The organism is Legionella nigrisilvae (genome assembly GCF_977063395.2).
In genome coordinates, this window is the sequence record NZ_CDRUGZ020000022.1 from 37,712 (window position 1) to 61,879 (window position 24,168).

The window sequence follows — 24,168 nt, forward strand, 5'->3', positions numbered from 1 at the left end:
TTCTCTGCGTTTAAGTATAGTCAAAACCAATAAAATTTTTGAAAGTTGAACATACCGAGTGAATAATACATGCGTTAGTTGGCGGTCGTGGAGCAGTACTCAGAAGATAATGCACCTCCAGGACGGAATGAGAGTTGAGTCTCCATCAGAGAGTTTTAGCAGAGTGTCGTCGTATTTTAATGAGGATACTTTATTAAAACTAAATGGTATCCTAAAAATCTTAAGTGTGAGTATTAAAAGAGCCCATCAATGAGAGCTAGATTATTTAAATTATTTAAGTCGGTAATTAAGTTTGTCTGCTTAGCTCTTTTAATTTTGCTTGGGTTAAGGATATTCGATTCACAACGGGGACCGGCCCTAGAGTTATGGCATACTTACGTTCCAAAAGAAAAACATGCCCAAGAACTGGATAAACTTAATTGGGCTCAATATATAAGAATAGAAGATGCCCTTTTTGATGCTGTACGGATCGAAGTCACTGAACAATTAAAGAGTAAAGAACGTGTTCCAATAAATCGATATTTCTCTGGAAGCCCAGTTTATCCGAAAAAATTTTCCACTGATTGGAATCACTCCTATATAATTGAACCCCGGGGTACCGCTATTGGAGCAGCTGTATTTTTACATGGACTAACGGACTCACCTTATAGTCTGCGCCATATTGCCAGACGATATGTAGCTCATGGTTATGTTGTTATTGCTATCAGACTACCTGCTCATGGCACAGTACCTGCTGCGCTCACAGATGTTAAATGGGAAGATTGGTTAGCGGCCACCAGGCTAGCCGTACGAGAAGCACGAAGACGCATAGGGTCCTCAAAACCTCTTCATCTCATAGGTTTTTCGAATGGCGGCGCACTGGCTTTAAAGTACGCTCTTGATTCTCTTGAAAACAAACAGCTAACACGACCCGATAAAATTATCCTAATTTCACCTATGATAGGAATCACGCGCTTCGCTCGCTTCGTTGGATTTGCTGCTCTCCCGGCTATCTTACCTCCTTTTGCAAAAGCCGCTTGGCTCAGTATCCTTCCTGAGTTCAATCCATTTAAATACAACTCTTTTCCGGTCAATGGAGCACGCCAGTCTCATCGTCTAACTGCCGCATTACAACAACAAATAGTACGCCTTGCCAAGGAAGATCGACTTATAGAACTTCCACCAGTATTGACGTTCCAGTCTGTAATGGATTTTACCGTGAGTACACATGCAATAATTACTGCTTTTTATGCAAACCTTCCTGCAAATGGTAGTGAATTAGTATTATTTGATTTGAATCGCGCTGCTAAATTAGGTCTGTTATTACGTCCTTCCGCAGATACAGCAGTGATAAAGCTTTTAAATGCGCCTCCACGAAAATTTCGCACTGTAATCATCACCAATGCAAGTTTCGACAGTATTGATGCTGTCGAGCGTGTCACTGAAGCTGGAACAGTACATGAACATGTCTCACCTATAGGATTGGCCTATCCTCCCGATGTTTACTCGTTGTCACATGTTGCCATCCCCTTTCCGGTAACCGACAGTTTATATGGACTTTTTCCAGATTCAAAAAAATATGGCATCCAATTAGGAACAACGGCTTCGCGTGGTGAACGAAATGTCCTCATCATGAGTTTAGATTCCATCCTTCGACTTTCATCCAATCCGTTTTTCCCCTACATGATTAAACGCATAGAAGAGCATATTCCCGATAATAAACAAAAGATCGGTTGGGTTTCTGGCACCACAAATTCATCGTCTCATCATTGTATACAATCGATAGATTCTTGATTCACCATTAGGCTAATTATAAGATTGATATAATATAAACCTGGATATAACCAAAAATGAATCAAAAACGACCACTCTATTTTATTGGCGAGGCGTTTGCGCCACAAACAACTCGTTCAACACGTAGAGTGCTTAGTAATGAAATTTAATGTATATATTAAAATTTTGACCGCGTTCTTTGGAATTTTTTTAATTTTTGCTTTAGCTTTTTTTAAATATTTAAAGTCAGTTGAGACAGATATTGTTATTAATGCCGGAAAAACAATGTCACAAGGACTTTTAACTAGTTTGGAATATGAACTTATTAATACCCCAGAATCAAACTGGGATGGGATAATAAAGAACAAGACTGATAATCATGTTCACCTTATACCAATCGACCGTCTAAAACTTACCTCTAACCAGAAAAACCAATTAAATCGAGGTCAGATAATTTACTTATCCGGTACAACGTATCAATTTCTCAACCTGGTTCTTGTTCAACATACAGCATTAAAAAAAATTGGTAATACATCCTATGCATTATCTTATTACTTTTCAGATCCAGCCCAAGTTATTTTTCATTACATGAGCCCTACTTTAAAACAAATCGTGGAATATTTATTATTAAAACCCAAAAATAACTGGGATCAAGAACTATTAAAATTAGAAAAGATATATGGCTTTCCACTCCATGTTTATCAACCCAATAGTAACCTCTTGCCCAGCACCCTAAATAATTCTTTATCAACAGAGCGTCTTGTATTTGAAACATCTCAAAACTCCTCACAAATTAGTATTTTTTATTATGGTTTTAATGGTGGAATCCTCAAAATTGGCCCACTTAGCTATCTGCCAGTTACAACGAGAATTAGTGATGTAATGTACTATTTTATATGGGCTTTCTTTTTCTTTTCCCTTTGTCTTATTACATTTTTCTCTCTGCTTTTTGTGAAAAATATGAAAAAGGTATATCAGATTACAAAGCAATTTAGTGAAGGAAATTTCGACTTTCATCAGAAAATAGGAGCTACCTCTGTTTTGTATGGTCTTTATATAAATATCATACATATGGGTGAGCGATTAAAGGATCTGATTGAATCACACAAACAAATGTGTCGATTTGTCGCGCATGAAATTAGAACACCATTATCAACCATACAGATGGCAACTGATAGTATCAAAAGAAAAAACACAGAGGATGTATTACTCAATAAACAGGTGCATAGCATCCAGGAAGATATTGCAAATATGAACCGCATCGTCAGCACCTTCTTGATCTACTCAAAAATGCATTCCAGCGAATTAAAATTAAAACCATCTAGCACAAATATGATAGTCTGGTTAAGAGAGTTATTAGAACCTTATTCTTTATCCAGATTTAAAATTACATTACATACTAATGAGTTAAATTATTTAGAAGCATGTATCGATAAAAATATTTTAAAACATGCGGTTACTAATTTGATTACAAACGCCATGAAATTTGCAGTACAAAATATTTCTGTGACCCTCTCGCAGGATAATAATCATATTTATATTCACATAGATGATGATGGTCCTGGCTTATCAAATGAGAGCATGAATGACATTTTTTCTGAATACAACATTGCTGAAAACATCGAAATTGGCGATAAACATATTGGTTTAGGATTAGCTATTGTAAAAAAAATTCTTACTCTTCATTCAGGAAAAGTCTTCGCTACACACTCTCCTATACTAAAAGGCGCTCGATTTACAATTGAGCTACCAAGACGAAACGTTTAATCATTAGAAATGAATGCAGGATTAGGGACTTTAGAATCAGTTCCTATCAGCTAAATTTTTAGTACGCTACCTTCTTGCCTCTTATATCATAAATAAAATTGGGATTTTGTTTCTGCGCTGAGATAACCAGGCTGAGATTCTCTCAATTGTTGCATTTCCTCCTTATAGGTCAATAGAGATTTTGGTGAAGCCTTTTTGGATAAACATTTATCCAACCCCCCGTGCACGTAACTAATGCTCATTTTTTCTCCATCAAATCTTATTTTGAACGTTTGGTCCTTTTCTGGCAAAAAATCAGTCTCAGTTATTCGTATCAATTTAATCTCCTCATCAAATTGCTTGAAGATCAAACTCCCCTCTCGTATGGACATTTCCACATCATCGTTATAACGATTCTCATAGTTTCCAACAAAAGCCTTCAAGGAGGTAGTAAATTCTTTTTCTAATGGAAGATCATGTATCGCATTAAACCATTGTAGACGTCGTAATTTGGTTTCGTCTGTGGGTGCAACCTCAGCGGCCCTTTCAAAATAACCTCTCGCCTCTTCAAATTTACCATCAACTTCAGCAATTTTTCCTAAAATTGTTTCCTGCCACCCAGGTTCGTCGCTTTGAGCATAATGTAAGTGTTTATAAAGCTCTTGCAGGGTGCCAATTCGTACTAAAGCTTGGGAATTGAACACCTGATTTGCAATACTCATTCCATTTTCTGAATTGGTAAAAAAAACGGCTCCCTTTTTAGTGGTTACATTGATCGCAATAAAAGCTCGCGTATTAGGGTTTTCACCAAATTGATAGGCTACTAGTTCGTCTTTTTGTCTATATAGATGCCAGCCCAAGCCACAAGTCATTAGATCCTCCGTACTCCTGGGTTCAAATGCCTGCTTTAGGATGGGATCATCTATATTCTCTAACCAGCCAGCGATGAATTTCGAAAAATCTTCACCCGTGGTCAATAACGATCCAGCGGCGTTAACAGAAGGGTCGCCCACATAAATTGGAACCGGTTTTCCTAGCTCAGTATGAACACTTACCACATTGGTGTCGGATTTAAGGGGGGGTATAAATGTAGAACGCTCCATTTCTAAGGGATCAAAAACATATTCTTTAGCCAACATCTCTAAATCTTTACCCATTTTGGTTTCTATGACTTTTTGCAAGTACAGAAAAGCCTCGCCTGAATAAGAGTATCCCTTACCTAACTCTGATTTAGGGTCAAAAATAAGGGTGGAAGATAAACTTCCTCCAAAATTGGGCAAACCTGTAGTATGCGATAATACATGTCGAGCCGTTAATTCCTTCGCTTTTGTGGGGTACTCTCCAGCCACTAAGAATCGCTTATATTGGAGTATATTATATAATGGTTCGTCCAAATCGATGTGTTTATCCTTGACCAACTGCAACACTAAATAAGTAAAAACAATTTTACTAAGCGAAGATCCTGGAAACCTAGTTTTATCATCTACATCCATTCCAGAGTCGGTAGATTTTTTGCCAACAGATATTGAGGTTCTTATAAACTCATGCTCATCGTGATTTGAAGTTTCAACACAACCATAACTAACAGATGGAACATGACCAATTTGAGCGATCAGCTGTAGTGCAATCATTAAAGGAGGAGTAGCCATATTGTCGAATTCCGCTTAAAAATAAATTTGATGTTTTAATCTTATCAAGAATTCTTGAGCGAAGTGTATATAAATTGTACAGCTGTTGTTTTTACTGCAATTAACCCTCTATACCCAAGCTTCTGATACAAAAACATATCCTTTTTTATGAATTGTTTTTATACGATAAGGCTTGTTACTATTATCATTTAATGCTTTTCTTAAACGTGATATTTTTAAATCAATACTTCTGTCAACCCCATCATATTCGTGCCCAGAAAGAGCATACATAATACTATCTCTACTAAGCAGCCTATCATGATTCTTTACCAACAAAGCAAGAACTTCAAAGTCAGTTGTACTTATTGAAATTTCTTTTCCAAAGAGAGATACACTTTTAGTACTAAAATTGATAGAAAAATTTCCAAATTGAAATTGATTTTGATTATTAACTAAATTAGGTCTACGTAACAAAGCTTCTATCCTTGCTTTTAAAACTTCGTCTGCAAAAGGTTTGGTTAAATAGTCATCTGCTCCAAGGTTTAAAGAGGATACTTCGCTTTCAATATCATGAACTGCTGTTAACATGAGTATTTTTCCTAAATATTCTTCTCTAATGGTGTGGCATACTTGATCCCCATTCATTCCAGGTAGCATGATATCTAATAGTACTAAAGCAGGTTGCTCACGGATAATGCGATAGACCGCTTTATCTCCACGTTTTTCGATAGAGACATCATAACCGGCTTCTTGTAAGCTTTCTTTAAGGTAATTGGCGAGCTTAATATTATCTTCCACAAGCAATATTGATTTATCTTTCATTGGTTTTGTCTCAGCCTCTATAAAACAAATTGAAACGAATTTTTGAAATCTTTTCTTTGGTAAGTTTTACATAGATATACGGAGGGAAGCAAACAAACCAATATCGAATGTACATTTTATATACAATTGATTTTTATTAAATCGGTATACTAACAAATAAATAATCAATATTTATTCAGATTATCATTATGAACGTGTACCGGAGTATTCTCATGAAAAAAACTAACCAAATATATCAACCTGTTGCTGAATCCATAATAGCCAATGAACCTAAAACATCATCTATAGCATTCGCTTTACAACAATTTAGAAAAGAAGCAGAAAAAAAAGAAGCTGCTGAGGAAGCAGCAAAGGTACGTTGTCGGGTTTGTTTTAAAGAAATAGCACCAAAGCGCGTTTGCTCGGGTCATGGAGCTAACCGTGATAGCAGTGAGAATAGTGATGCTACTTCTATTAAGGCATCTGAAAAAAAAGCAAATCCTGGTGAAGATAACTTTTTAACTAAACCACGTAAATTAGTTATCACTACTGATGAATTGATAGGCAATTCTGATTTAGAACCTTTAGATGAACAACGTTTTGACTCGAAAATAATTGAGGAATTAATCATTCAAGGTCGATTGTTGGTTGACAATGATCGCGAATCAAAAACGCTAACTATTAAGTTGCTTTGTGAGTATAATTCATTAACTGAAGAACAAAGAAGAGAATTAAAAAAATTCCTCGAAGTGATTATAAAAGACTTCCATAAGTTTACAGAAGAACATCATCTTGCAGAGGCCTGTGCACAGGTTTCTCTAGACAAAGAAGGTACTATAACTTCTCTTCGTATTACTATGCCAACATTGGCCATATACGATGAATTTATTAGAGGATTAGCGAATAATTTACTACCTAAAGTACAGGTAAAGGACAAACTTAAGAACGATCAGAGCGCTGTCCCTAATCCGCGCTCAATGGAACTTAAACCGTTCCCCTCTACAGGAGAGGAGTATGAAATGAATGAGAAGGAACAAAAAATTTTCACTCCATCTCCTTTCAAAATGCAGCCTTGGTAAGTAGCCTTAGAGACAATGCAAAGATGACTGTCTTAAACGAGTTGTTCCAAGACAGTCGTTAAACTACTCAGCTCTATAAAAGCTATACTCTAAGAATATACGGAATCACTTATGGAGTTCTGTCATGGATACCAAATATGATAAACTCATTTACATCAATTTGACTCAAGATCAAATTACGGCAAATATTGATACACTTATCATTCATGAAAGCCCGACAATACTCGTGAAACTACCAGATGGGTGTGATCTTAAAACGTTGCAGAATCCTGATTTCTTTCCTAGACCGATTACAAACCGTAGTAAAATATATTTTTCGGCTCATGGGAGAGAAGAATTAGTCGATATGGTTCTTGATAAACAACAAGGCGATGCAAAAATATATGATTTAAATGATGTTGCTATCTATTTTGGAAAACTCCTAACAAATCCAGATTTTAAAAATCCAAATGTAATACCCCGGTTGACACTGGTAATGAGTATATGCGAAGGATTAGGATTTGCTAAAAAATTACAAAAAAAGCTACTTGATGACCATGGGTTATATATTGATGTGATTGCCAATAAAAATGTAGTACATGAGCAATTTATAAAACCTAGCCATGAAAGAAATGCATATCTAACGCACAAAGAAACATCCATCAAAGGAGTGGGTAGAGAGCACCAACGAGTACATAGTAAGATCTTACTGACTATTGATAGAGCGGGTGCACAACAGGAAATTGACGCCTATGAATTTAAATGGATAGAAAAGGTCCTCAATGGGGCTCATCAACAAGTAAGAACATTTAGTAAATGGGCGGATTTTGATAAGCAAGGAAATATTAGTATATTAGAAGGACTCAATGCCTTTTGTAAGGATGTGACAACGCTCGTCTCGTTAACTATCGAGCAAGATATTCATTTGACTGCTAATAACCTCCTGGCATTGTTACAAAGTTGTCAGAATATTGCTGCCGATCCACTGTATCGACAAGCAATGAACTATGAAATGTTTCAATTCACGACAAAAAATCTTATTAATGAAGGAGTAAAATATATTAATCCCAGCATAGAGATGCAAGAATATTTTCAGGCTCTTAAAGCGCTTGAGTCAAAAAAGAGCAAAATGATTCGAGATGAAGTTGCCACCAATCTATTTAAGGCAAAAAAAGCAGTTTTCTCTGGATTAATCTTTGAGGCTTCAGAATATGGTATAGAGTCGGTATTAGATAAACTTGAAACAGCAATGCAAGACCTATCCCCGGGGATTGATCTCTCTAAGACGTACTCTTAATCAAGTATAAACCAATCCAGATTTATTTAGATAAAAGGAATGTAGCGTCTTATTTATTTCTATCCAACCAAAATTAAAGCAGTTTGCCTCCATATTGATCGCTACAATCTAGAAAATTAATATAAAATGATAAGAGTTTAGCACCAGACTTAATATTTTAACCATGCATCGATTTTTTTTAGATAATACCTACGAGCAATTAAGTGCAAAAAGTACATTAGATCGAGTACAAGAAGGAATAAGGGATGGAAAACTCAAAAAACATTATTGTAAGGATCTGGCACGTGAGCTGATAAATTATCTATGTGGAAAACAAAAAGGATTTGAAAAGCCAGAGCAATTCACAAGTTTATATTTTATTCAACAGGTAATGCAAGAACGACTTATAAACAATCAACGCGACGATAGGTTATTTCTACTCCAAATAGGCAAGGACTACCATACGTTTGTTATTGAAAAATTACTTAATGAAGAATCAGTAACATTTATCATTTACCAATCTTGGTATAGTACCTTTTCCTTAGATTGGTGGTTGGGAAATGATGGAGCGCCGCATCAAATTTCTGAAGAGCAACTAGCATTAAGGGAACAGTACGGTAAAGGGAAAGAGTAAAATATCAATGAGTTGGCAAACTTTATTTATAGTGTTACTCAATCTAAAGAGCTACGTTGCTCAAAAAAAATAGGTATAGTGGGTTCTTATAAAATTTATGAATATGATGTTGAAACCAGTAAGCTACAATTTACCTAATGCCAAATAATCACTGAGCCATTGCTTCTTCGCAAGCAGTGTCACATTATTCATCTTTAACAACCCATTATCTGCCATCAACATGAATATAAGTAGGGAACAATAGACAAAATAAAGCTCATTAGGGCTATAATTGCGAAAAATAATTCAAAATGATTTATGCAAAACGAACTGAATATAGATTTCACTTATAATTACAAGCAACCTGACGAATATCATTTCAGTCTTGATTCAATTTATCTTGCCAAATTTGTCGCAGCACAATTGAAATCTCATACCGATATTGATTCGCTACGAGTATTAGATCTCTGTGCAGGATGCGGTGTCATTGGGTTCGAATTATCATGGCATCTACCTGCAATCCGGCAGATTGATTTTATTGAGATTCAGGATGTTTATACCGAATACTTTTTTTATAACTTGGCCCACATTAATCGACCCGAATTGAAATTTCGTTGGCAACTTTTAAATTATGATGAGTTATGTGAAAAGAAATGGGAAGAAAAATTTGATTTGATCGTCAGCAATCCCCCCTATTTCCACCCAGAACACGGAGTTCTCTCTCCTTCCCAATTTAAAAATCGTTGTAGATTTTATTTAGATAGTTCTTTTCAGAGTTTTATTAGAGCACTGGAAAATTCGCTCGCTGACAAAGGGAAGGCATATTTTTTATTACGCTCATTAAAACATCATGGGCTGGATTTATTTTCTGAGATACAAAGCATACTCCAGCAAACATCAGTTAGCGTAAAAAAAATATCACAAATCCGTGGCACTGATATTATTTTATTAGAAAAATTGAAATAAATTGGATGCTAATTATAGAGTTTATTATTGCCTGTCCAAACACGCCTGTTTTTTATTGCGACAGCATCTCCTTCCGAACCAATCTGTATTACAATAGGCTCTTATATTCACTCCCAAGCATCCAGACCTAGATTAAGACTCAAATATGCTTTACAGAGCTTCAAAAGGCTCAAATGAAACAGCGACTCGAAAAAGCTCTTAATCTGATTTTTATAAGTGCTCGTGCATACAAGGAATATCATGTGTACTCAACAACTAGCTTAGCTCGTTCAATGCTTGGGATTATTATTCTCCTCTACCCCAGGATTCGTTGTCTCGTGCGCTTCTTTATTTATTTGAGATAGATGCAATCCATCGCTAAAATCCAAGTACTCAGCAATTTGCTTAGCCAAATCTTTTGGTAGCGCATATTGTTTAAACAACCCCATAAGCGCATTGGGTGTTAAATTATTTACTTTTTCTTCTTCTTTGGTTAAAAAATCTTTTATTTCCTGATGTGATGCTAAATCAATCGGTTTCGCGGTGTAGCCTTGGGTAAAATCTCGTTCAGCTGAGTTTAATTTAATGTAAAAAGGAAGTTTTAACAGTGCCCTTTTTTGAATCTTAGACAAGGTTCCAAAAAGTTGCTTTATTTGATCTAAATCACCTGTTTCAGTTGAATGAATATAACTTTGAATTGTTGTTTTCTTAAGTTTAAAGGGCTCTGTAAAGATGGGTAAACTTATAAGTTCGCCTTTAGCAGAATTATAAGTGACTTCATCTACAAAGTATTTGCCTGCATTTAAGCTGATGATTTCATCTAGTGACTTTGGAATTTCAATTATAGATTTGTTTCCCAAGGGATCCAGAAGTGGTTTTTCACAGAAACCATTTTTTTTAATATAAATACCAAAATCAAGATAAGTAAACGTACTGATTTTTAAACTCATAACCCAAGGATATTCGCCATTTTCTTTCCCCAGTGAGAAAACAAATGTTCCAATTTTTTTATCCTTTAAGGCATTTTTAATTTGCTCTTCATTAAGCTCCAATTGCTTCCAATTTAGCGATAGTAGCGAACATCCAGGTAATTTATCTCTTCCCTTTACCGCTTCAATTTGATTAAAAGGAATCCAATGTCGAACTAGAAGTCTATTTACCATTGTGGTCAGATCTTTGTAAGAACCCTGGTGATTTTGCAATATAAGGGTATTGTCCTCTGGATTTTTGTTCACTAAAAAATGGGTGACCTTGATTTGATTATCTCGCCCTCTGACAACGATACTCATTGCCGCAATTGCATCTTTTTGACTACTTGGACGTAATACGAACGTTCTAAACGGCATATTTTTAAGCCGTTTTTCAGCTTCTGTTCGATCAATTTGATAATAACAGGAAGGATAAACTAAATCCGATTTCTCTTGCATATAAGATACCTGAGGTATTTGTTTTAATTAGTATATTATCTGTCCATTTATAAATCAAATTGGAAATAAAAATTCAAAATTAGTAGTGGATCTGGAAAACATAAATTTCAACAATACTTCAAAGTCGAACTCAGCTCGGCAACCAACTCCTAAATCTCTAAAATTATAGTTTGGTAAACTAAGTCACATTTCGACTATTTGCTCGCAGACGCACAATTTTTATAAATAGGTGCTACATTGAAAAGTAACCCCTTTGAGATTCTCCTTAAAGGTTACTCGTTTATTTGGACTAAAAAAAAGCTCCATCAGTTTGTTCTGATGGAGCTTTTTTAATGATACAGGCTATATTACGCCATAGCTGCAGCTTTCTTTTCCTTCTCTTTAGCAATAACTGCTTCAGCTACGTTGTTTGGACAAGCAGCATAATGAGAGAATTCCATTGAGAATTGGCCACGACCAGAGGTCAGAGTACGCAATGTACTAATGTAACCAAACATTTCTGAAAGAGGAACATCAGCCTTAATGCGGACGCCAGCTGCACTCGGTTCTTGGCCTGAGATCATACCTCGACGACGGTTCAAGTCACCAATCACGTTACCCACATCGTCTTCCGTACTATAAACATCAACCTTCATGATTGGCTCAAGTAATTGTGGAGCAGCTTTGGGTATTGATTGTCGAAATGCACCTTTTGCCGCGATCTCAAATGCAATTGCCGAAGAGTCAACGGCATGGTAAGCACCATCAGTCAGGTCCACTACAACATCTAATACAGGGAAACCTGCTAAAGTACCTGAGTCCATCATTGAGCGGAACCCTTTCTCAATTGCAGGGAAGAATTCTTTGGGAACGTTTCCACCCACAACAGATGTGATAAAAGTAAATCCAGTGTTGGGCTCGCCTGGACTAATTGTGTAGTCGATTTTACCGTATTGACCCGCACCACCTGATTGTTTTTTATGGGTATAGCTGTCTTGAACTGCTTTAGTAATGGTTTCGCGGTAAGCAACCTGGGGTTGACCAACTATCAATTCAACGTCGTAGGTACGTTTGAGAATATCCACCTTAATATCAAGATGTAATTCACCCATGCCACGGAGAATGGTTTCACCGGAATCTTGATCAGTTTCCACTCTAAATGTGGGATCTTCTGCAACCATCTTACCAATAGCAATAGACATTTTTTCAGTAGCGCCTTTATCTTTTGGCGTGACTGCAATAGAAATAACGGGCTCAGGGAAAACCATCGCTTCCAGTGTACACTCGTGATTTGGATCGCAAAGAGTATGACCGGTTCGAACGTTTTTCATCCCCACAATCGCTATAATGTCCCCTGCTTCAGCGCTTTGCAATTCAATACGCTCATCAGCTTGCATTTCAACCATACGGCCAACACGTTCCGTTTTACCGGTGAAGGAATTAAGAATCGTGTCCCCTTTATTCAATTTTCCTGAATAAATACGTACGAACGTTAAAGCACCAAAACGATCATCCATAATTTTAAATGCTAAGGCGCGGAATGGCTCATCTGGAGAGACGATAGCGAATTGGCCATTTGGTTTACCTTCAGCATCAGTCAAAGGTTGTGGATTAACTTCATGTGGAGCTGGTAAATAGTCAACTACTGCATCCAATAATAGTTGCATTCCTTTATTTTTAAAGGCCGAACCGCAATAAGTTGGGAAGAATGTTAATTCCAGAGTACCTTTACGGATACAACGTTTAATTTCTTCAATTGAGGGTTCCTCTCCTTCCAGATAAGCCATTAACAGTTCGTCATCCATTTCAAGCGCTGTTTCAATTAATTGCGCGCGATACATTTCAACATCGTCCTGCATATCGGCTGGTATGTCAGTAACTTTGTAGTTTTCAGGCTGACCAGATTCATCCCAAACATAGGCTTGACGAGTTAATAAATCGACAACACCTACGAAACTGTCTTCGAAGCCAATAGGCAATGTCATAATTAGTGGATGGGCACCTAATACTTTTTTAATTTGCTCGGTTACCTTCAAGAAGTTGGCGCCAATTCGGTCCAGCTTGTTTACGAAAATCAAACGAGATACTTTTGAATTGTTCGCATAACGCCAATTGGTTTCAGACTGAGGTTCCACGCCGCCAGAACCACAGAATACCCCGATACCACCATCGAGAACTTTTAGTGAACGATATACTTCTACTGTGAAGTCCACGTGTCCTGGGGTATCGATAATATTGAAGCGATGACCTTTCCAGAAGCAACTGACTGCAGCTGATTGGATGGTAATACCCCGCTCCGCTTCCTGTACCATAAAATCGGTTGTTGATTCACCATCATGAACTTCACCAATCTTGTGGATTTTACCAGTGAGCTTAAGGATACGTTCTGTCGTAGTGGTTTTTCCGGCATCCACGTGGGCGAAGATACCAATATTTCTATAAAGGTTTAAATCAGTCATAGCGCTCTTATTAAAGTTAATGGATAAAAATTAGTCATATATTGTACAGTATTTTATCCAGATTTGCAGCAAAAAAATGTTCCATTCATCATTTTTATGATTTTTTTTCCTATCGACACAGCGCAAAAATAGCGAACAGTCACTAAAAATTAAGACGGAAGAATGCAAAATGGAAGTCGTACTACTAACTTAATGCATCTATCTACCCTATAGGATGATTTAATAGTGTGCAGTTTTATAGTCAGTCAGCTTAAATAATAAAGAGAAAGTTCATAATCAAATTAATAATCAGCCGGTTATAGAAAATAATGTATGTTTATGTTATTACCTGCTTTAAAAAACAAAGTTTTTAATTTTAGAAGCATAAATCATCGATAGAAACATCGATCATAGACTTTATGGATTCGACCAAATAAAAACATTAGTTTTTTAATAATTGAAGGAAGAATCAAAAATGAAAGCGAAATTATTTAACCCGAAAAATACAAATACATGTCCCTATTCCCAAAATACAGCAACATCTCCGCATGAAGCATTGGCCGAAATATCCGAGGCAGAGACATCTTCTAAAGCGTTACCCCAACACCAACAAGGGTGGCGTAACTTAGGGCGTTTATTTGATCAGGGAGCTTCGCCTTTCTTTTATGAGATGGCCGCACGTACAAAACAAAAGTTTTTCAAAATTTACATTGGAACCCAATGCGTATATATGGTAACTGATGGCAAAATTGCAAAAGAACTACTGACAAAACATCCAGAGCTTGGCCGGGGAGATATCCTTGAACCTTTTACTCATATGGTAGGAAGGGTTTTTTTCGCGGAAGATGGAGTGGCGGCTTCTGAACCGCGCAAAGTTTTTTTGAACACCATTGCTCGTGGATCCATAAATTTCAAAAAAATCGCAGAAGTAAACAATCGTACCTTTGACTCGATGCAACTGGCATCCAATGGAGGCTTTGAAGACCTTTATGCCTGTGTGGCATGGCATACAATAGGTTGCATTGCCGCATGTTTTGTAGGCACCCATGATCTGTCAGCTTTACCACCAGATACTCACAAAATTTTCATGGATGCAACCCGTCTAATTACAAAAGCAAGTATGGATCCCTTAAGCCGCTTAGCCCATCCAAGTTTACGAGCTGACTTTCGGGTAACAAGCAGAGCGATGGCTGATATTGCCCAAAAACTTCTTTTTGCAAATATTGAAAACATTTGCAAAGGGAATAATTACATATGGGATTTGGGGATATTTCGTGCCGAACAATTACATCCGGAGATGAATTTTGATGAATGTACCCACTTTGATGAACACAATCCACAAGCAAAGATTGTGAGGGATCTTATCGAAAAGGATCGATTTATACGAGAACACGGGCCTCTTACAATTTTCGCCTCCTCGAATATAGGTGCGACGATGTTTTACATGTTGGATATACTCAGTCAAAGACCTGATGTGGCAGATAAGATGTATGAGGAAATCACTCGGGTTTTGGGGACAGAACCATTCACATACAAACACATGACAAAGTTACCCTATGTGCGCGCAGTCGTTCAGGAAGCATTATGGCAAGCAACTCCTATTCCCAATTTTCCTCGAGCGGTACTCAAACCTTTTCAAGTTAATATTAACGGAGAAACTGTATCATTTCAAAAAGGTGAAATGTTGATGTTCCTTTTTCGACCTATGCAGGGACCAAATCGATCGTTTTCACCCGAAAGATGGCTTGAAGGCGATGAGGATTTATTCTCATTCGGCGCAGGGCCAAGACATTGTCCGGCCAATCCCTTCGCAAAACAAGTGTTGACTCAATTCTTGGTCGACATGAATCTTCATGGATTGCGAATCATGCCAACGAGAAAAGCCACTTACACCACGCGCAACGGTTTGTTAGGACCAGATTATCACCCCGTAGAACCCCTGTCCGCAGAGGTGGAGTATCTTGAAGAAGAGGGATATCCGAGAGAAAATGCAAAATTATGACAATAGCTTGTTAGGAACTGTCCGGAGATAAATTAAAGACAGTTCCTGCTGTAGTTAAAACAATTGTAGGATTTAATCAGTCTTGACTGATGAGATTCATCTGAATCTATCTTTGCCCAAAAATAATTTCCAAATCCTAGGCGTATTTTGTATTTTGATAATTTGCGCGTATTATGCGCTATAGTATATACAACCTTATTTGATAGAGACTATTATGGGAAACGTTGTTAATCTTAATAAAAAGAGAAAAACCAAAATTCGTTTGGAAAAAGAAAAAACAGCCTCTGAAAATCGCGTTAAATTCGGAAGGACAAAAAAAGATAAGCAGATTGCGAGACAAGAAAATGAGCGCGCGGAACGACATCTAGATGGTCACAAGTTGGATAAAAGCGAAGAGTAATAACAAATATCTTTTGATGATATAAAAAGTCTTATAAGGTCTACTTGAATAGAACTAAGACCTAAAATAGAACGCTTCTATCAACTTAATGCAAAACACCCAAACCTAAAATGCCAGCAATAATCAGATAAATAGCTACAATGTAATTTAATAATCGTGGTATAAGCAGAATTAAAATTCCAGCAACCAATGAAATAATAGGTGTAAGATTACCAGTAAACATATTATACCCTCCTCCGTGAGCTCAATATGATTATTATAGCAGTAAAAATAATCCTTAAAAAACACTATCCACTGTCTCTATCTAGGTTGGAGGAGGCTTAAAAATCGAATTCCCCTCTTCTTTTGTTTTATGCCACTCTAAATAATGTCCCTTTACTTCCTGAAATAAAGTAAAAGCTTCTTTGAAAATGCCAGCCTCCTCAGCACTTAAGCGGGATAAAATCTCTACTGTATCTACATTAGGACTTACCATCTCATGACTTGAAATATAGTCTGGAACATCTAATATTTTTTCCATTTCCTTCTCTGCTCGTAAATATTCTTCTACGAGCTCTCTAACGGAGTGACCTGGAATTATATTGGAATTAAGAATTAAGACTGGCAAAAAATTTTCCCGCATTAATAAATCTTGTAATAGAAGCATGGAATAGGTACGTCCGACCCCATCTTGAAAAGGATGATGTAGCACATCATGCTTTAAATAAGTAAATATGGCAGTCAGTTTACCCTGTTTTGAGTCAAAGTGTTTTAATGCTTCTTCTAATTCTAGAATATGGTCTGAACATACTGAATGTAAAAACTTACTGGAATCTAAAGCTGTTTTTTCTCGAGAATTATAGTAAATAATAGCCCCATCTTTTAGCTGGTTCCATATTCTAGTAGCTAGCAAATGAGTATCTTCAGTAAGAAAACTTGAAATGTTTTCATTCCCATCTTTACTTAGTATAGAAATATCTAAACCCGCGATTCCCATTTTTTTCTCAACTGATTTTAGATAATCAATGGTCTCGGTTAATCCTTCAAGTGAGTCCAATTTAGAATCCATTTGCCATGAGGCTCCATAACTACGAAACTCACCTGATTTTTGCTCGAGCATATTTTTCACTTCCTGAGTACTGGTTTTATGGAGCTCTTTAATGAACTCTAATGTTAAAGGTTCATTAGACATTACATGTTGAACAACAAGGCAGAATCCTTTTGTTACATTAAGTAAATAGCCTGGTTCATTATCCTCAAACCCCAGCCATGCTTGATGTTGGTTAAAAAGTGAGGTAATTCGCTCACTTTTTCTATTTTGCGCATGAAATAAATTGTTTAGAGCGGTTAAAGCCTCATGATCATTCAATTTATCTGCAAGCTCATATACTTGTCCAACAGTGATATCTTTTACACACTCTTCAATTTCAGAAACTGGAATTATTTTTGCACTTTCTTCTGATACCCCATTCATTTTAGCAAACAATTTTCGATACAATTCAGTTCTAAAATCATATCTACTGCGTTCCACAAAAAATCGCCAGAATTCTTTTTCGGGAAAATAATTAAAAAATCGTTTTAGAGTATTTTCTTTAGATGCCGTTAAATCGTACATCTTAAAAAATTTTTGGTCCATAAGGTTAAGAATTTAAATGAAGTTAGTATTATTATAGGACAAATTAATCTCGTTCTGTTCATTATTAATTCAATTATGCAGGAGAATTTAACTGTTAATAGTGAGCCTTAAATTGATCAAAAATCGATCATCAGTTATTCATAAACTATAATTACTAAAAGATATTAACAATCGAACCACGATAAATGGGGCGGAAAATTATGAGTTTTAGCAAAGATCCAAATGTGCACACACAACCTGAGCAGTTAAGAGCTCAGATTGGGGATTATAGACCTATCTCAAAAAATTCTAATGTAGAGCAAAAAGAGCCAGATAATGTTGATCAAAAAGCAATAGACAGTCATTTTGTAAGTGAACGCTTATCAAAAGGAGGTGCAGGCAACTTATATAAAGGAGTTGTTGAATATAACTTACAGTATGAAGACAAAGTTCAAAAATATGCAGCAAAACATGGAAATAGTACAGATTTAATCGATAAAACATTCAATGATAGAACATTTTTTAGAACTAAATTAATAGAACTGGTTGCCAAAAAAAATGCTTCACCAGAAGGCAACTATCATGGCGATCTAGCGCTTCGGGAAACAAATCCTGAAAAGGCAACTATTTCAATGGAGCGTTTTCTTGGTAAAGAAGGTGCTGAATTGTACAAACTAGCCTTAGAAGAAGAAATGAATAGCCATGCATATATGAATGCAGTTTTTCGAGCTTCTACAACACACTTTAAAGGGGAGAAATGGATACAACGTCCCGTTGTTATTGTGTCAGGACCTTCCGGAAGCGGAAAATCATTTGCTGCTAAAGCAGCTGTAGAGAAAGCAACTGAACTTCTTCCTAAGCAAGAAGGTGATACATCGGGAAATGATGTGGTATCAGTTGACGGTGGAGTGATTCGCGAAGTCTCTCAAATGAGAAAATTAGTCATTCAGGCTGCCAATAATAAGGGGTATACGGGAATTTCAGATTTACACTCAAAAAGCAGTATTTTAGAAGATGTAAAAGATAGAATGCGCGAGGCTGTTTTCGCTCCCACAGAATCCGATGAGAAAGTACCATTACTTGGGGTAGTCATTCCCGAAACGTTCTCATCTAATCTCAATCCAGCAAAAGGTCCCAAATTACTTAAAGATATTGAAAAATTACCTGATACAAAGCCAATATTCTGTCGGGTAGATGGTGAAGACTCCTCTTTATTCCGTAAAGTGGTTGCTTATATGGGGAGTAGAAGAGCCTGGAAAACTTCAAATTTTCCCGAAGGAGATATGTCACGCTCCCTTAATTTGAATAACACTGATATTCCTGAATCCAAAGCCTATGGTAAAAAAGGATTTACTTTCGGGCAATGGGGCTCAAAATTCGCAGAAAAATGGTTCAAAAATCATAGCCGAGACAATTTGAGGATGGTTATTACTAATGATCTAGTACTCAAAAAAGAAGATCCTCCAGGATCACACAACTGGATTGATGCCAAGCCGGATGATAAAGGGGCTGTTTTAGTTTCACAACGAGTGTTTGATACGTGGGAAAAGGCACAATTACTCTTAACGGAAGCGCAAAGGAAAGCGCAAACCACAACATTTCATGATTTTATTGAACAATTTAAGTTTGGCTCCCTTATAAATTCTTCGGCGGAGACAGATTTAGCCATAGCTAAACAAGAAATAAACCGACAACAGTTGATAACTGCACAGGATCTGAAAAAAGCCGAAAGCAAATATGGGAAAGAGCACAGTGGCGTAAAAAAATTAGAAGAAAAAAAAGAGCATTTAAAGATTATTTTTCAGAATATTACGATTGTCGATACCAAAAATAAACAGGATATAGATACGTTGCGAATGCAAATAATACGAACAATTGATGAAATGAAAAAAAATCATGAGTTTGGCATTTTTAGCAAAACGAAAAAAGCTTTAAAGCAAACAGTTAAAGCATTAGATAAATTATCTGAAGAATTGAAAGATACTGAGAATAAGAGCCAATACCAACAAAATCTCAGAGGGGAACTTCAGGATCTTAGATCGTCATCCGCTCCTGAGGTGAAAGAAAACGTTACAGCCGGCCCCACTATTCCTCAAGGACCGTAATACGGGGCTTACATGTGAAATCTCTTTCCAACATTTAACTAACTTTCCTTAGATAAAGCAGCGCTATTGTAATTATCTTTCTTCTTTTCCTCCACAAAGCTTGCTTTAATTTGGTACCTCGTGCTCCGGCCTCCTCCGGGTAATTTTTCAATACACCCTTTTTCAAGCAAATCAGCAAGATGTCTTGTCGCGGTAGCCTTACTTACTTTAGTTATTTTCTTATATTGTGCTGCGCTTATTCCATGTTCGAATGTTTCATCCCCATTATCAAACATCAGATTAATAATCTTTATTTGCTCTTTGGAGAGTTCACACTCTTGGAAAACTTGCCAAAAACGACTTTTAGCAAGCGTTTGATCAATCTTATCAATTGCAGTTTGGATGCTATTTTCTAAAGTTTTTAAAAACCAAGACAACCATAAGGTTATGTCTGTAGTTTGCCGCTGACTTTGTTCCAAAATTTGATAATAATCATTTCGGTGGGCAAGAATGGTTGCCGACATAGCGTATAAGCGGATGCTCTGCTTATCCTCCTGTGCTAAAGCCAAGTCAGTTAGAGCACGTGTGATGCGGCCGTTACCATCTTCGAATGGATGGATTGTTATAAACCAGAAATGGGTAATCGCTGCCCGTAATAAAGGATCAAGTGTTGTGTCCTTTAAGCTTTGGTTAAACCAATCAATAAACCTGTTCAATTCATGCTCCAATCGAGCTTTTGGCGGCGCTTCATAATGCACCGTTGGATTGTCAATTCGCCCAGAAACAACTTGCATGGGCTCGTCACCCCGTAATTGGCCAGCTTGAATTGGATATAACATGGACTGTGTATTATTGGGAAATAACCATTTATGCCATTGCATCAAGCGCTCTAGGGATAAAGGGGATTTTAAATTATAAATGGCATCCAACATCATTTGTGCTAAACCTTCCGAACGCTCAGTGGTTGGATAAGGTTGCTTTAAATGCAATCCAATGCGTTTTGCAAGTGAAGAGCGAACGGATTGTACATTCAATTGTTCCCCTTCAATTGCTGAAGAGGCAATTATATTTTGTAATAAAGTATCCAGGGCCGATTCTAAAGAGATATCTGCTGCTATAGCTCCAGTTTTACCTATAAGAATCCCTTGCTTTAATCGTACTTCGCGCAGTAAAGGTTGTATGAGTTGATCTTGCCAATGAAATTTTGGCCAATCTAGCAATTGCCAGATCCATTCGATATTGGTGTTATTCATTTTATCCTCTTGTGAGCCAATTAATCATCTTATTCGGCTCATTATATGAGTTTAATAATAGACATATTCGGCTCATCATTCAAGCCAATAAAAATATTTATTCGGCTCAAGATTCAAATGTCATCTTCAAGTTTTACTTAAATGCCTTAAGCATAGTTTAATAATAGGCTGCTATCTTAGAGACTAATTAATTCAATATCTCTACCAGAGGAGCAATATCATGCAAAGCAATTTAGAAATTAACATGAGTTATGAAGTTTGGAAAAAACAATATATAAAAAAGCTGGAAGAAGATCGTTCAGGACGCCATGCATTCCAAAATAAATTTTATGGAATCTTACTCATTGAGACTTTAGAAAATAATTGTCCGGAGCATCTATCTATTAAAGTAAACCAAGACTTTATAACACTTGTTAACAAATATCACTTTGAGCTAAGAGCTGCCTATGGTTATGAATGGGAAAAATCCAAACTCGAAGCGTCAAAACATCCTAAATTTGTGGAATTTATGGAGGAATTGAAAAAAAAAGGTTGCCTCTTGAAACCAGAAATAAAGAAATTTGCACCCCTTCTTGCCCAAGCCCAACGCACTTCAAGTAGTTTTTTTGGAAAATTACCGTCAGATTTGCTTAATCTAATAGCAAATTTTCTTGAGCCGCAACTCTCTTTTGTGGATGCCTCTAAAAAATTAAACGAGGAATTGCAAAAAGCTCAAACTTTTTTTGATCAAATTCGATTTTTTACGTTTGATGTAAATAATATCGTCTTTTCCCAAAACACAGGGACACATGTGCCATTAACAGTCTACGAGCCTTTTCAGAACTGGTTTTCTGAACTTCCGATACGAGAACATATTCCTCTTAACACGGATTATGGAATGTATAAAATCAATGAAAATACTTTAGCTATAAATACCGGACCCCACACTCCAGGGATCCAAATTCAAAAAAAAGGAGATGGGTTTATAGTCTGTAATAACTTAACTGCAGATCAATCTCAGAGCAATATAAGTCCAGAGCAATTAAAATCAACACGAGAAAACAATCTGTTAAAAATCTTAGTTTTGCTTAAACAACAGTTACAAGCAGAACCTAAACAGGATAAAACACTAGAACAAGAAAAAGAATCTCAAAAAAATTGTTCCATACAATAACTGGGTTTCAGGTAGGTTGGGATCATTTGAATAAGAGAATGAAATACTCACTCTAATTGAGACCAACCGAATTTTTAGAATAGAGTGTTAAAAATAACGCCGGTACAACTTTAAATAAGTGCCATCATTTTCTAATTCAATAAGATATTTGTTAATTGTATCAATGAGCGCCTCATGATTCTTATTAGCCATAATTCCATAACCAGCACCCATTGGGGCACCGACCACCCTAAGCTGACCACTGCTATTAGCAAGCCAAAATTCAACTACCCCCTTATCGAACATAACTACATCAACCTCCTCGTTGTTTAGCGCCTGTAATGCCTCATTCAAAGTATTATATTCCTGTATTTGAGCTGCATCACCAAATTGTGAGGCGATCCAGGCTTTGAAAATGGTTCCCCTTTCTATTCCCACGATTTTACCCACAATGTCATTAATTTCTTTTACTGCGCTCGATGATTTAGTTGCATATTGGCCTCCACCAATAAGATAAGGTAGACTGAAGATAAACTTTTTTTCTCTCTCTGGGGTAATCACAATCGAACCTATGGCTAGATCAATTTGCCCCTGTTCTAATTGATTAAATAAATCCTTGAAAGGGATGCTCGTAAAATGACAGTCTAGTTGAGCACGTTGGCAGATCTCACCCATAAGATCAATTTCAAAACCATAAAAGTGGGCCTTATCTTTCAATAACATTTTAAATGGTGGACCAGAGTCTGAGGTCCCAATAAGAACGGATTGCGCAAACAAATGCATAGAGCATAAGAGGCAAGCTAGAAATGCTTTTATGTGCATGTAACTTCCTTATCCATTTACTTTTCATTTTAGCCTAATTTTATGCTCTTAAATTGAACAAACTGGATTGTTTCATTCTGAGTAATAAGCCGGCCATTTTTATTAAATTTGAGTGTTAATCGATGCAATGTCTATTAAGTGCTCATTTAATAAGTAATAAGCTCTTTGGCTCAGGGAGTATTCTAGCTAATTGAAGTAAACACCAATTTTATTAGACTATAATTTGATCAAAGAGTAGAGAGATTACTATGCTGCAATTTTCTAAAATGAAAATGTATACCGGTTGGCTTGACCAGGTCTACCAACATATTTTCGATGAATCCCCAATTTGTAATTGGGGGTACATGTATTATGACTTAAATGGTAACTATTTCCAGCTTATGTCGGAGCAGTATTTATTAAGTGACTTTTTTCATGATGAACTCTATGCAGAGCAAATACTCAGTGATATTGAAATATTAGATCATGAATATTATGTCTCAAGTATTGTCGGGGATAATTTATTAGATGATAAACTGAAAGGAGTTGTAACTAATCGCGGTTATACTTTTTTTTATGACTTTATAAAAAGAAATCATACTCCAAATACCTTCTCTACTGAAATAATTACTCTGGCTTCGACTTCTGATCCAATTAAATCCAATAATTTTATATTAAATAATTTAGGTATATTAGATAAAGTGTGTGAAGACATAGCAAATAAATGTCGTAAGCTCTTGAATAAAGAAAATTTATTAATATTACCCAAAGAACTCACAATAAAAGTGAATGAAATTTTTGCTAATAAAAAAAACCCTACCCCAACGTTCCACAATAAAATTTTAAATTACGCGAATAAATCACAAACAGTAGCTGAATTTTTTGATAAAACCTTTGATTTTACACAGTTGCCATTTAGCTTTTTGGCATGTAAAAAACTTACTCATAAAGAGAAAGAAATCATTTATTTATATTATTATGGCTTCAGTTTGCCTCGAATCGCCAGCATTCTCGAAGTTTCAAAACGGACGGTGGATAAGAATTTTGAACATATAAGAAAAAAACTTCAATGTGAAAATAGCAGTCAAATTATTCCTGCTTTATTAAGATTTGATAAATCGATTATGTTATGCAGAAAGAATCCCGCCGTGTAATTTCTTGCTAAAATACCTTTTATTTAGTTCCTCTTGATTGGAGCCAAAGAAATAAAATTAACGTTCCAACATTAAATAAATATAA

General features: G+C 36.3%; 19 protein-coding genes. 11 read left to right on the forward strand and 8 right to left on the reverse strand.

Annotated features, from left to right (window positions below):
* Positions 1–249: 249 nt before the first annotated feature.
* Positions 250–1,773, forward strand: coding sequence for an alpha/beta hydrolase (locus ACWTE2_RS13380; RefSeq protein WP_454785738.1), 1,524 nt, complete (start codon positions 250–252; stop codon positions 1,771–1,773).
* Between the two features lie 138 nt (positions 1,774–1,911).
* Entirely contained in the window at positions 1,912–3,519 is a 1,608-nt protein-coding gene (locus ACWTE2_RS13385; RefSeq protein WP_454785739.1) for a sensor histidine kinase, read from the forward strand.
* 86 nt (positions 3,520–3,605) lie between these two features.
* Here ACWTE2_RS13385 and ACWTE2_RS13390 read toward each other — a convergent pair whose 3' ends face one another.
* Together ACWTE2_RS13390 and ACWTE2_RS13395 are read right to left on the reverse strand one after the other, a co-directional pair.
* Positions 3,606–5,147 (reverse strand): serine hydrolase domain-containing protein, encoded by a 1,542-nt coding sequence (locus ACWTE2_RS13390; RefSeq protein ID WP_454785740.1) that lies wholly within the window; start codon positions 5,145–5,147, stop codon positions 3,606–3,608.
* A gap of 108 nt (positions 5,148–5,255) precedes the next feature.
* Positions 5,256–5,948: a response regulator gene (locus ACWTE2_RS13395; RefSeq protein ID WP_454785741.1), complete on the reverse strand. Its 693-nt coding sequence runs from the start codon at positions 5,946–5,948 to the stop codon at positions 5,256–5,258.
* Positions 5,949–6,160: 212 nt separating this feature from the next.
* Here ACWTE2_RS13395 and ACWTE2_RS13400 point away from each other — a divergent pair, with 212 nt between their 5' ends.
* The 4 genes from ACWTE2_RS13400 to ACWTE2_RS13415 all read left to right on the forward strand — a co-directional run bounded on the left by ACWTE2_RS13400 (position 6,161) and on the right by ACWTE2_RS13415 (position 9,840).
* On the forward strand, positions 6,161–7,006 hold the full coding sequence (locus ACWTE2_RS13400; RefSeq protein ID WP_454785742.1) for a hypothetical protein: 846 nt from the start codon (positions 6,161–6,163) through the stop codon (positions 7,004–7,006).
* 124 nt (positions 7,007–7,130) lie between these two features.
* Positions 7,131–8,282: a hypothetical protein gene (locus ACWTE2_RS13405; RefSeq protein ID WP_454785743.1), complete on the forward strand. Its 1,152-nt coding sequence runs from the start codon at positions 7,131–7,133 to the stop codon at positions 8,280–8,282.
* 163 nt (positions 8,283–8,445) lie between these two features.
* Positions 8,446–8,895: a hypothetical protein gene (locus ACWTE2_RS13410; RefSeq protein WP_454785744.1), complete on the forward strand. Its 450-nt coding sequence runs from the start codon at positions 8,446–8,448 to the stop codon at positions 8,893–8,895.
* A 297-nt stretch (positions 8,896–9,192) separates the two neighbouring features.
* Entirely contained in the window at positions 9,193–9,840 is a 648-nt protein-coding gene (locus ACWTE2_RS13415) for a methyltransferase (RefSeq protein WP_454785745.1), read from the forward strand.
* Between the two features lie 269 nt (positions 9,841–10,109).
* Here the strand turns inward: ACWTE2_RS13415 and ACWTE2_RS13420 are convergent, their stop codons facing one another.
* Complete coding sequence (locus tag ACWTE2_RS13420; protein ID WP_454785746.1) at positions 10,110–11,246, reverse strand: SH2 domain-containing protein; 1,137 nt, start codon at positions 11,244–11,246, stop codon at positions 10,110–10,112.
* Positions 11,247–11,593: 347 nt separating this feature from the next.
* A complete protein-coding gene (gene fusA / locus ACWTE2_RS13425) occupies positions 11,594–13,684 on the reverse strand; it encodes an elongation factor G (protein WP_454785747.1) in 2,091 nt (696 codons plus the stop codon).
* A gap of 454 nt (positions 13,685–14,138) precedes the next feature.
* Between fusA and ACWTE2_RS13430 the strand changes: the two genes are divergently transcribed.
* Together ACWTE2_RS13430 and ACWTE2_RS13435 are read left to right on the forward strand one after the other, a co-directional pair.
* Positions 14,139–15,665, forward strand: coding sequence for a cytochrome P450 (locus ACWTE2_RS13430; protein ID WP_454785748.1), 1,527 nt, complete (start codon positions 14,139–14,141; stop codon positions 15,663–15,665).
* A 214-nt stretch (positions 15,666–15,879) separates the two neighbouring features.
* Positions 15,880–16,065, forward strand: coding sequence for a DUF4169 family protein (locus tag ACWTE2_RS13435; protein WP_454785749.1), 186 nt, complete (start codon positions 15,880–15,882; stop codon positions 16,063–16,065).
* 85 nt (positions 16,066–16,150) lie between these two features.
* On the opposite strand, the gene ACWTE2_RS13440 is transcribed toward ACWTE2_RS13435, so the two are convergent.
* Both ACWTE2_RS13440 and ACWTE2_RS13445 read right to left on the reverse strand, forming a co-directional pair.
* On the reverse strand, positions 16,151–16,288 hold the full coding sequence (locus tag ACWTE2_RS13440; RefSeq protein WP_182393470.1) for a DUF3096 domain-containing protein: 138 nt from the start codon (positions 16,286–16,288) through the stop codon (positions 16,151–16,153).
* Positions 16,289–16,369: 81 nt separating this feature from the next.
* The gene (locus tag ACWTE2_RS13445) at positions 16,370–17,659 is read right to left on the reverse strand and encodes a hypothetical protein (protein ID WP_454785750.1); all 1,290 of its coding nucleotides are present in this window, start codon (positions 17,657–17,659) and stop codon (positions 16,370–16,372) included.
* Between the two features lie 221 nt (positions 17,660–17,880).
* On the opposite strand from ACWTE2_RS13445, the gene ACWTE2_RS13450 reads away from it, so the two are divergent.
* Entirely contained in the window at positions 17,881–19,764 is a 1,884-nt protein-coding gene (locus tag ACWTE2_RS13450) for a hypothetical protein (protein WP_454785751.1), read from the forward strand.
* 38 nt (positions 19,765–19,802) lie between these two features.
* Here ACWTE2_RS13450 and ACWTE2_RS13455 read toward each other — a convergent pair whose 3' ends face one another.
* Positions 19,803–20,996, reverse strand: coding sequence for a Fic family protein (locus tag ACWTE2_RS13455; RefSeq protein WP_454785752.1), 1,194 nt, complete (start codon positions 20,994–20,996; stop codon positions 19,803–19,805).
* Positions 20,997–21,216: 220 nt separating this feature from the next.
* On the opposite strand from ACWTE2_RS13455, the gene ACWTE2_RS13460 reads away from it, so the two are divergent.
* Positions 21,217–22,149: a hypothetical protein gene (locus tag ACWTE2_RS13460; protein WP_454785753.1), complete on the forward strand. Its 933-nt coding sequence runs from the start codon at positions 21,217–21,219 to the stop codon at positions 22,147–22,149.
* An 87-nt stretch (positions 22,150–22,236) separates the two neighbouring features.
* Here the strand turns inward: ACWTE2_RS13460 and ACWTE2_RS13465 are convergent, their stop codons facing one another.
* Positions 22,237–22,950: a transporter substrate-binding domain-containing protein gene (locus tag ACWTE2_RS13465; protein ID WP_454785754.1), complete on the reverse strand. Its 714-nt coding sequence runs from the start codon at positions 22,948–22,950 to the stop codon at positions 22,237–22,239.
* Between the two features lie 248 nt (positions 22,951–23,198).
* Here ACWTE2_RS13465 and ACWTE2_RS13470 point away from each other — a divergent pair, with 248 nt between their 5' ends.
* Complete coding sequence (locus tag ACWTE2_RS13470; RefSeq protein WP_454785755.1) at positions 23,199–24,083, forward strand: helix-turn-helix transcriptional regulator; 885 nt, start codon at positions 23,199–23,201, stop codon at positions 24,081–24,083.
* Positions 24,084–24,168: the final 85 nt, after the last annotated feature.